We start from the raw sequence: 10,326 nt of genomic DNA, 5'->3' as shown, positions 1-10,326 counted from the left end.
TTGGATTCAATCCCGAAGCGCGACATTCCGGTCCGATGGCATCAGTCCTGGAGTGCGCACATGAAGGCCGCTACCCTTGTGCAGGAACGGCGCGGCGCGAATTGGTGACAAGGGAGAACCCTGGTGGATGACCTCAAGCCCCTGCCCGAGGCACGTCCAACCGTTTCGCGGCGCTCGATGGCGATCGCGGCATTTTCCACAGTGGTGGAATGGTATGACTTCACGCTGTACCTTTATCTCGCGCCCGTCATCGCCGGCATCTTTTTCGGCGATGGCAAGGGGTCGTTGATCACCGCGCTGGCGGGATTCGCCATCGCCTACCTGCTGCGGCCGCTGGGGGCCGTGGCGTTCGGCCACGTCGGCGACCACGTCGGGCGCCGGCGCATGATGCTGCTGTCCATGGCCATGATGAGCCTGGCGATGCTGGCCACGGCCCTCCTGCCGACCTACACGGCCATTGGTGCCCTTGCGGGGTGGCTGCTGCTGTTGCTGCGCTGTGTCATGAGTTTCTCGGTGGGTGGGGAATATACCGGCGTCGTCGCCTACCTGCTGGAGGGGGCCAAGCCGGGCCGGCGGGGCCTGGTCACCTCCTGCGCCTCGGCGGCCAGCGAGGTGGGTGGCCTGCTGGCTGTCGGCGTGTCCGCGCTGACCGTGCACCTGTTGGACGCGACGGACCTGGCATGCTGGGGCTGGCGCATCCCCTTCCTGGTGGGGGCCGCGCTGGCGGGTGGTGTCTGGATCGCGCGGTCGGCGATGGAGGAGTCGCCGGACTTCGAGCGGCAGGCGGCGGCCGGGGCGGCGCCGGCCCGGCCCCTGGTCTACGCCCTCATCCACCACCGCGCGGGCATCTTTCGGTCATTCGCCGTCTCCGCGCTGGGGTCGATCACTTATTATGTTGGCATCACCTATGTTCCGGCCTTCCTCACCGCCACAGGGTCGTTGAGCGAAGACATGTCGCTGTGGCTGTCCACCATCGCCGCCGTGGCGGTCATCGCCGTGACGCCGGCCATCGGCGCACTGTCAGATCGCGTGGGGCGCAAGCCCGTGCTGATCGGCCTCACCTTGGGAAGCACGCTGCTGCCGGCGCCCCTGTTCTGGCTGATGGTGAGTGGGTCCACCAGCAGGGCCTTGGTCGGGGCCATCCTGCTGGCAGCCCTGGCCGGCGGCGTCAGCGCGGTGGGCGCCGTGGCGACGGCCGAGCAGTTTCCCGGGGAAGGGCGACTGACCGGTCTGGCCCTGGGTGCCACCGGGGCAACGGCCTTGTTCGGCGGGTTGACCCCTTTCGTCGCCCACGCGCTGGTGATCCGCACGGCTTGGCCCTTGATCCCCGGCGTCATGATCGCCCTGGTCGCCCTGCTGGTGCTTCCCGTCCTCACGCAGATGCGGGAAACAGCGCCCGGCAGCGGCGATTGAGTGACGAGCCGACAGCCCCGCCCTCGCCCCCTTCCCTCTGCCACACGTCACAGTTGTCGCCCCTATCCCGTCAGCCGCACGCTGCGCGGCTGGCGCAAGCGTGCGTTAAGGCTATTGGATACAACGTGGCAGGGAAATAATCCTTGTGATGTTCCGCATGCCGCACTATACCCATGCCACCCATTAGCGCGGGCATCGATATCACGTTAATGCAACTTTTATGAACTTGATCGTTAACTGAGCCTACACACCGAGGCATCCCAACCGATTTGACGCGCATGTAAAAAATCAAGGTTTGTTTATATAAATGCCTTAATACGTTCATGAATGATCAACATATTCCGGAAAATCAATACAATAGCTTAACTCATAAATTAGAATATCGGTTACGTAGCGTGTACTGGTCTTGACTTTAATGGGGCAACGCGGCCTTCGCCCGCTGTTGCGGACGGCATCTATTTATCGCGCCCATCTATTTATCCGAAATTCACCGATGGTGTTCCTATGCCCGGGTCTGTTCTAGGCGCTAAAGCCATCAGAGACGACGGCCTGTCAACGATGCCGGAGCCTGCACGCGACCGTCAGCATTTCATCGCCATCGATCAGGTCTTTGACGGCCACGCTCAAAGCCACCCCCATCATCTGGCGATCCTGACCGATGGCGGCATCCAGACCGCCGCCGACGTCAACCGCAAGGCGAACGTCCTGGCCGCCGCCCTGGCCGCTCACGGCGTGGCGCCGGGCGAGGCGGTGGGGGTGTTCGTGCACCGCTCAGAACAACTCCCGTTTGTGTTCCTTGCCATCCAGCGCGCGGGCGCCGTCTATGTGCCGCTGGCCGCCGACCATCCGCCCGCCCGCCTGCTGGCCATGGTGGAGGATGCGGCCATCCGTTTCGTCGTGGCCTTGGACAGCCTGGTACCGCCGGTGGAGGTCATGAACCGGCTGGCTGGGCTGTCCGGCGGGTTGATCGATCCGGTCACGGTCCTGGCCACCGAAGCCCGCGATACGGCCCCTTTGTCGGTCCCGCGGCGGACGGCCGACGACATCGCCGCCATCCTGTTCACCTCCGGTTCCACTGGCCGGCCCAAGGGCGTGCTGATCCGCCATGGTGGCATCGACCATATGGCGCGTGGCCACGCCCAGGCGCAGGGGTTCCACCGGAACGACCGTTTCCTGCTGTCCAGCGCGCCGGGCTTCATCCTGGGCTTTCGAGAGCTGTGCCTGCCCCTGTATTTGGGTGCCGCCCAGGTGCCGGCCACCCGCGCCCTTCTGGATGATCCGACTGCCCTGCTGGCGCTGATGGAGCGTCACGCGGTCAGCGTCGCGTCCTTCACCCCTTCCTACCTGCGTTTGCTGAACGGGCGCGTGCCTGCGGGCCTGCGCTGCCTGATGACGGCGGGGGAGCGGCCCAACATCGCCGACGCCCTGCACTATGGCGACCGTATCGCCTATTGGAACATGCACGGCGCGACGGAGGTGTGCGGCACCATCTGCCTGCTGCGCGTCACGCCGGAGGGTTGGGCCGATGCCGACCGCCTGCCCAGTGGCCGTCCCTTCCCCGGCATCCGGGTGCTTATCCTGGATGGCGACGGCAACCTGGTGCCCGCGGGTGAGGTGGGCGAGGTCCATGTCCTGGGTGAGGGCCTATCGCCCGGCTATCTGAACCAGCCGGACTTGACCGCGCGCACCTTTGTCGACACCGCCTTCGGCCGGGCGTACCGCACCGGCGACATGGGCCGCTGGCGCGAGGATGGCTTGCTGGAGGCGCTGGGCCGTCGCGACGACATGGTCAAGGTCTCCGGCCAGGCCGTGGCTTTGGCGGAGATCGAGCGCGCGCTGGCCCGACATCCCGGCGTCACCCATGCCAGCGTCGTGCTGGCCGACGGCGGCCTGGTGGGGTTCGTGGCCGGAACGGTGTCGCCCGGCACCGACTGGACGGCCTATCTCGCGACCCTGCTGCCGGCGTACATGGTGCCTGCACGCGTCATCGCCCTTCCCCGTCTGCCTACCAGCAGCGCCGGCAAGATCGATCGCCAGGCCCTGCTGACACTGGCCCGCGACCAGCGTTCGGCCCGTGTCGCGACGCCCGATACCCTGCCCCAGGGTGATCTGGAGCAGGCTGTGGCCGCCGCCTGGCAGGCGGTGCTGGGGCCGGGCCTCATCCTGCGCGACGATAATTTCTTCAGCCTGGGCGGTACCAGCCTGCGCGCCATCGAGGTGGCCTTGCGCCTGCAGGCGCTGGGCCACGCGGCCACGGTCCAGGACGTGCTGTCCACCCTGACGGTGCGCAGCCTGGCGACCCATCTGGCGGCTGGCGGTACCGTCACCGACGATGGCGGCGCAGAGAACGAGGGGCCCGCCACCGCGGGCCAAGCCGATTTTTGGCTAGCCCATCGCCTTGGCTTGGCGGGGGTCGGGCACCATGTCGTCCGGGTGCTCGAAAAAGCGGGAGGGCGGGACACGGTTGAAGACTGGGGCGCCGCCTGGCACGGCTTGGTCGCCGACCATCCCGCCTTTCGCACCGCCTTCAATGAGCAGGCCGACGGTGGCGTCCATTGGCACACCGTGGCTCACCTGACGGCACCGGATCCGGTTCTCTGGGACTGTGCCGACGAGAATGAGGCATGGAGCCGGTTGGCCGCCGCCGTGGCCGAGCCTTTCGACCTGAGCCAGGCGCCGCTGGCGCGCGCCGGCCTCATCCGCCTCCCCACCGACGGGGGGCGCCTGCTGTTCTGGGTGGCGGCGCATCATGCGGTGGTGGATGGCTTGGCCATGGGCCAACTGCAGGACGACCTGGCCCGCCGGCTACGGGGCGAGGTCGCCAGCCCGGCCGCGCACGGCATCCGGGCCGCCACAACGGCCGAGGCGCGCTACCTGGCCTCCGCCGCGCGGGAGGCGGATCAGCGCTATTGGCGGGACCAACTGGACGTAGCGGCGGCTGGCGGCGATGACGTCCTGGCGGATCTCGCTACCGATTACAACCGCCCCGCCACGCCCCAACGGGCGCCCGCCGCCCCCTGCCACGCCGTCATCCCCGCCGCCACGGCCCAGGGCCTGGCCCGCCTGGCCCGCCAGGCGGAAACCGGCCTGCACGGCCTGCTGCTGGCCCTGCTGGGGTGGGAGGCGCAACGGCGCAGCGGCCGGCCGCAGGTCATCATCGGCAGCGGCTTTTCCATCCGCCCCTCGGGGGCTGAGACCGCCATTGGCCATTATGTCAACGTGCTGCCCCTGGTGCTGAGCAAGGCGGACGACACCTTGGCCGGCCGGCTGGCGGACAGCCGCGACACGCTGCGCGCCGCATTGGCCCATGCCCGCTATCCTGGCAGCTGGATCGCGCGGGAGTTCCAGCAGCGCTGGCCCGGCCGCCGTGCGGCGGAACGCCCTGGCCTGTTCGACATCACGCTGACAGCCAACCCACCCCCAGCCACGGAAGGTGCCCCGGACGGCGTGCGACGCCATCCCCTGCCCGGCTTGGGCCTGCCGCCGTTGGCCGGTGTGGATCTGGCCTTCAGCTATGAATGGGCCGAGGTGGCCGATGACCAGGCCGGCGATGATCTGCGCCTGGTCCTGCACTGGAATCCGGACGTCTATGCCGCCACGACGGCGCAAGCCTGGCTGGACAGCCTGGTGGCCTGGGCGGAATGGCTTGCGGCCGATCCCGACCGGCTGCGCCAGTCGCCCCCGGCCCTGCTGGCGCACGAGGCGGCAACACTGGCGGCGTGGGAAGCCGGCCCCACCGTGGAGCGGCCGGCCGTCGGTGCCCAGGTCCTGTTCGAGGATTGGGCCCGGCGTCAGCCGGACGCCGCGGCCGTGGTGACCCTGGAGGAAACCCAAAGCTACGCCAACTTGGATGCTGCCGCCAACGGCGTCGCCAACCGCCTGCTGGCCCTGGACCTGGGGCCGGATCGCGTCGTCGCGGTCCTCACCGACTGCGCGCCGGCCCTGCCGGCCGTCATTCTCGGCATCTGGAAGGCGGGGGCCGTCTACCTTCCCTTGGCCGCCGACTTGCCGGCCGAGCGCCTAGCCTACATGGCGTCCGATGCGGGCGCCAAGGTTCTGATCACCGTTCCCTCCGGGGACGGACGGACACCGCCGCCGGCCCTGCTGATGGGCCTCGGCCCCGTGCTGGACGCGGGCACCCTGCCGTCCGCCACGACTGTGGACCATGCCGGCGCCGGGCCGGACGACCTAGCCTATATCATCTACACCTCGGGAACCACCGGCCGGCCCAAAGGGGTCGCCGTCACCCATCGCGGCTACGTCAACACCATCCTGTCCCATGCCGGTACGGTCGGACTGACTCCCGCCGACCGTACCAGTCTGGTGGCGACCCCGGGCTTCGACGCCAGCCCCTGGGAGCTGGGCATGGCGCTGCTGAACGGCGGCGGCCTGGTGCCTATCAGCCCGGCGCTGCGCGACGATCCCTGGGCGCTGAAGCGTCATTACACCCGCCTGGGCGTCACCTGCGCTTTCCATGCCCCCTCATACCTGCGGGTCAGCGCCGAGACGCCGTTCCAGGGCCTGCGTATCCTAAACACCGGTGGCGAAGCGCCGCGTCACAACGATGCCGCCCGGCATGGCCCCCCCATCGCCTTCTGGAACGCCTACGGGCCGACCGAGACCTCCATCATCGTCACCATCGGCCTGGTGGAGGGCGATGCCGATCCACGCCGGCCCCTGTCCATCGGCCGCCCCCTGGCCAATACCCGCGTCAGCCTGCGCCGGGCTGACGGTAGGCCCGTGCCGCCGGGTGAGGTAGGTGAACTGTGGTTGGCCGGTGCCTGCGTGGCCCAGGGTTACCTCAACAACCCCGAATTGACGGCGGACCGCTTCGTCATGACGGACCAGGGCCGCGCCTACCGCAGCGGCGACCTGGGCCGCTGGACGGCCGACGGCCGCCTGGAACTGCTGGGCCGCATGGATCAGCAGGTCAAGCTGCACGGCCAAAGGGTGGAACTGGGCGAGATCGAGGCCGCCCTGTTGGGCCATGCCGCGATCCGCCAGGCCACCGTTCTGGTCTCCGCCGATGCCGGGCATGTGGCCCTGCGCGCCTTCCTGGTGGCGAAGGACGACCAGGCCCTGCCTACCCGCGACGCATGGCAGGCCTGGCTGGCCCCCCGCCTGCCGGCGCACATGATCCCAGCCAGCTTCACCCCCGTAGCCGCGATCCCCACCACCGCCAGCGGCAAGGTTGACGCCCGCGCCCTGCTGGCCTTGGCGCCGGCCCTGGAAGAAGGTACGCGCACACCGCCGGCGACCGCGCTGGAGGAATCGGTTGCCGGCGTCTGGGCCACCCTGCTGGGACCAAGCCTGACCGAGCGTGAGCCCCGCGTGGCGCGGGAGGACAACTTCTTTGCCCTGGGCGGCAACAGCCTGCTGGCCGTGACCATGGCGCACCAGTTGGCGCAGGTCCTGGGCCGCCCTGTGCCGGCGCGCGACCTGTTCATCGCGCCGACCCTCGCCCAATTCGCCTCTCATCTGGCGGTGACGGAGATCGTCGCGGACAGCACCGCGATCGCCGATGTGGACCCCACCCTGGCCACGCTGGGCGAACGGGAGTTTTGGGTGGCGGAGGCTGCGGGCCTCGACACAGGTCATTTCACCATGCCGCTGACCCGCCGTGTGGAGGGACCACCGCCGGACGCGGCGCGCTGGAACGCGGCCTGGCAGGCGCTGGTGGCGCGGCACGGCGCCCTGCGCACAACCTTCGCCGCCGACGCGGACGGCGTGGTGCGCCGGCATGTGGTGCCCCCTGGGGATGCCCCTGGGGACGCCGTGATCGCGGAACTGGAATTCACCGCCGTTACCGACCGCGCCGCGGCCCTGGCCCACATCCGCGACCGCCAGTGCGCGCCGCTGTCCTTGCGCCAGGCACCGCTGTACCGCGCCGGTGTCGTGACGGTCGCGGAAGGGGAAACCCTTTTCTGGCTGGCCTTGCACCATGCGGTGGGCGACGGCGCCTCGCTGGAGGTGCTGCTGCGTGACCTGGGCACGCTGTTGCGCGGCGATGAGTTCCGGGCTCCCGCCGTGGATGGCGTGGCATTGGCCCGGCAAGAGGTGGCCTATTTAGCCGGTCCCTGCGCCACCCGCGATGCTCAGGCGTGGGGTGCGATCCTGCAGGCCCTGCCCGACGCGGCGTTTGCGGAGTGGTCTCTGGACCATCCCCGCCGTCTGGATGCGCCCGCCCACAGCCACCGGCTGGAGGCGGTGTTGCCCGCCCACCAGGCCGACGCCCTGCGCCGCCTGGCCCGCCGCGGCCAGGGCAGCCTGCACGCCCTGATGCTGACGCTCTTGGGAGCGGAGGTGTTCCGCCGCACTGGCCGTAGTGATTTCCTGATCGGCAGCACCGTATCCCTGCGTGAGGATGCGGCGGTGGCGGAGGCTGTGGGCTATGCCGTGACCCTGGTGCCCGTTGCTTTCCACCTGACGGCCGACCAGGACCTCGCCAGCCGTTTTGATATCGTAAGGAATGATCTGGCACGGGCGCTACATCATGCCCGCTACCCCTTCGCCCGCTTGTGCCATGACCTGTGGCGCGAGCGGCCCACCCTGCGCGACCCCGCCCGTTTCCCCCTGTTCGACATCATCGTGACCGAAACGCCGGACCTGACCGGCACGCGTGACGCCGGCCAGGCGGCCACCCGTCTGGTGCGGCTCAGCGCCGTCGAGGCCGGGGGCATTCACTATGAACTGGCGCCCCACGGGGCCGGCCAGGATATGGCGCTGTCGCATGAGGCCCTGCCTGACGGCAGCCTGGTGCTGAAGTGGCAGATGAACGCCGCCATCTATGACTTTGATACCGCACATCACTGGCTGAAAGGCCTGCTGGACTTGGCCGCCTGGCTGGCGGACCGTCCGTCCATGGACGGCGCCGTGCCCACCGCGCTGCCGTCCGAGCACGCGCTGCTGGCGCGCTGGCAGGCAGGTTCGGCCGCCTTCCGGCCGGATGCCCGCCCGGTTGACCTGATCGCCGCGCAGGCGGCCGCCCGGCCAGAGCATCCCGCCCTGATCCTGGCGGACGGGGCCGTGGTTTCCTACGCCGCGCTGCTGGGCCGCGCCAACCGGCTGGCGCGCGGCCTGGTGGTCCAGGGCGCGACGCCGGGCACCGTAGTCGCCGTCGTCGCGCCGCGCGGCGCCGTCGACCTGCCGGCGGTACTCCTGGCCCTTTGGCAGGCCGGGGCGGTGTATCTGCCCCTGGCCGCCGACCTGCCGGCGGAGCGACAGGAGTTCATGGCTCGCGACGGGGGCGTGGCCCATATCCTGGACCTGACGACGGATGGGCTGGCGGCCCTGGAGCGGGCGGCCCAGGACGACATCGCCCTGCCGCAGGGGCGGTCCAACGACATCGCCTACATCCTCTACACCTCCGGTTCCACCGGCCTGCCCAAGGGTGTGCGGGTGAGCCACGCCGCCCTGCTGAACACCCTGCTGGGCGTGGGCGAGGACTATGGCCTGACCGCTGACGACCGCACGCTGATGTTTGCCTCCCCGGCGTTCGACGTGTCCCTGTCCGACATCGGCTTGCCACTGATGTTCGGCGCCACCCTGTGTCTGGCGACGGCGGAGGTCATCGAGCGGCCGGCAGCTCTGTTGGACCTTATCCGCGATCGCGGTGTCACGGTGGCCGACCTCACGCCCACCTATCTGCGCCTGCTGGATGGCGCCCTGCCTGACAGCGTGCGCATCCTGGTGACGGGCGGCGAGGCGCCGCTGGCTGGTGACGTGGCGCGCTATGGCAACCGCCTGCGCTATGTCAACGCCTACGGTCCCACGGAAAACGCCATCACCAGCACCATGGGCGACCTGCCCGTGGCTGGGCTGGACGGCGTGCTGGCCACCGGCCGCCCCCTGCCCAACACCCTGGTGGAGATCCGCGACGCCGCCGGCGCCCTGGCGGCCCCCGGAGCGGTGGGCGAAATCTGGCTGGGCGGCCTGAATCTGGCGGAGGGCTATCTCAACCGCCCCGACCTGACCGCCGCCGCCTTCATCGGTGAGGGTGAGCAGCGACGCTACCGCACCGGCGACCTGGGCCGCTGGCGTGGCGGCCATGACGGCGGCCTGCCGGTGCTGGAGGTGCTGGGCCGGCGCGACCATCAGGTCAAGCTGAACGGCATTCGCATCGAGTTGGGGGAGATCGAGGCGGCGCTGGAAGCCCACCCCGCCGTGGCCCAGGCCGTCGTGGTGCTGGAGGCCGCCCCCAGTGGCGAACCCAGTGGCGAACCCAGTGGCGAACCCGCTGGCGAGCCCGGCTGCAAAAGCCTGTGGGCCTTCGTTCGCCCGCAGGCCGGCGGTTCCCGCGAATGGCTGGCCCGGGGCTGGCGCGAGATCCTGGCCGATCGGTTGCCGGCCTATATGATCCCGGCCGCGTTGCTGGTGGTGGACGCCATCCCCATGACCACGTCCGGCAAGATCGACCGCGCGGCTCTGCGTGCCTTGCTGGCCCTGTCGGGCGCGCGGGCTGACGCCGGTCCGGTCGGCGGCCCGCCCCAGGGGCCGGTTGAGGAGCGCATCGCGGCGGCGTGGCGGGAGCTGGCGGAGGGCGACACGCTGGCCGTGGTTCTGGCCGGGGTGCAGCAGTCGCTGGCCGACGGCCTCAGCCACTCCCGCTATCCCACCGCCCGCATCCTGGCGGACTTCCGGGGCCAATACCCCGATCTGGTCCAGCCCGGCCGCTTCCCGCTGTTCGACATGGCGGTGACGGAGAATCCGGGCGACATGGGCGGCGACGCCGGCCGCAACGCCGCCTGGCGCTTCGTGCCACAGCAGCCCCCCGCCACCGGGGCGGTGGATTATCGCCTGACCACCAATGCCCCGGCCCAGGACATGGTGCTGGCGCATGAGGCCCGGGCCGACGGCCGCCACGCGCTGCAGCTGTTCGTCAACGCCACCGTCTATGACCGGGAAACGGCGGAG

At 69.8% G+C, this 10,326-nt stretch carries 2 protein-coding genes; both read left to right on the top strand.

Annotated features, from left to right (window positions below; translation table 11 throughout):
* Positions 1 to 123 precede the first annotated feature (123 nt).
* Positions 124 to 1,413 carry an MFS transporter gene (locus tag P5F91_RS19940; RefSeq protein WP_277908057.1) on the top strand — a complete coding sequence of 430 codons (1,290 nt, stop codon included), beginning with the start codon at positions 124 to 126 and terminating at the stop codon, positions 1,411 to 1,413.
* Between the two features lie 558 nt (positions 1,414 to 1,971).
* Positions 1,972 to 10,326: non-ribosomal peptide synthetase (locus P5F91_RS19935; RefSeq protein ID WP_277908056.1), on the top strand; the 8,355-nt coding region annotated here is incomplete at its 3' end.

Source organism: Nitrospirillum amazonense, assembly GCF_029594735.1.
GTDB lineage: Bacteria > Pseudomonadota > Alphaproteobacteria > Azospirillales > Azospirillaceae > Nitrospirillum > Nitrospirillum amazonense.
Note: the sequence above shows the minus strand (reverse complement) of the source record. Positions and strands in the feature narration are given on the sequence as shown.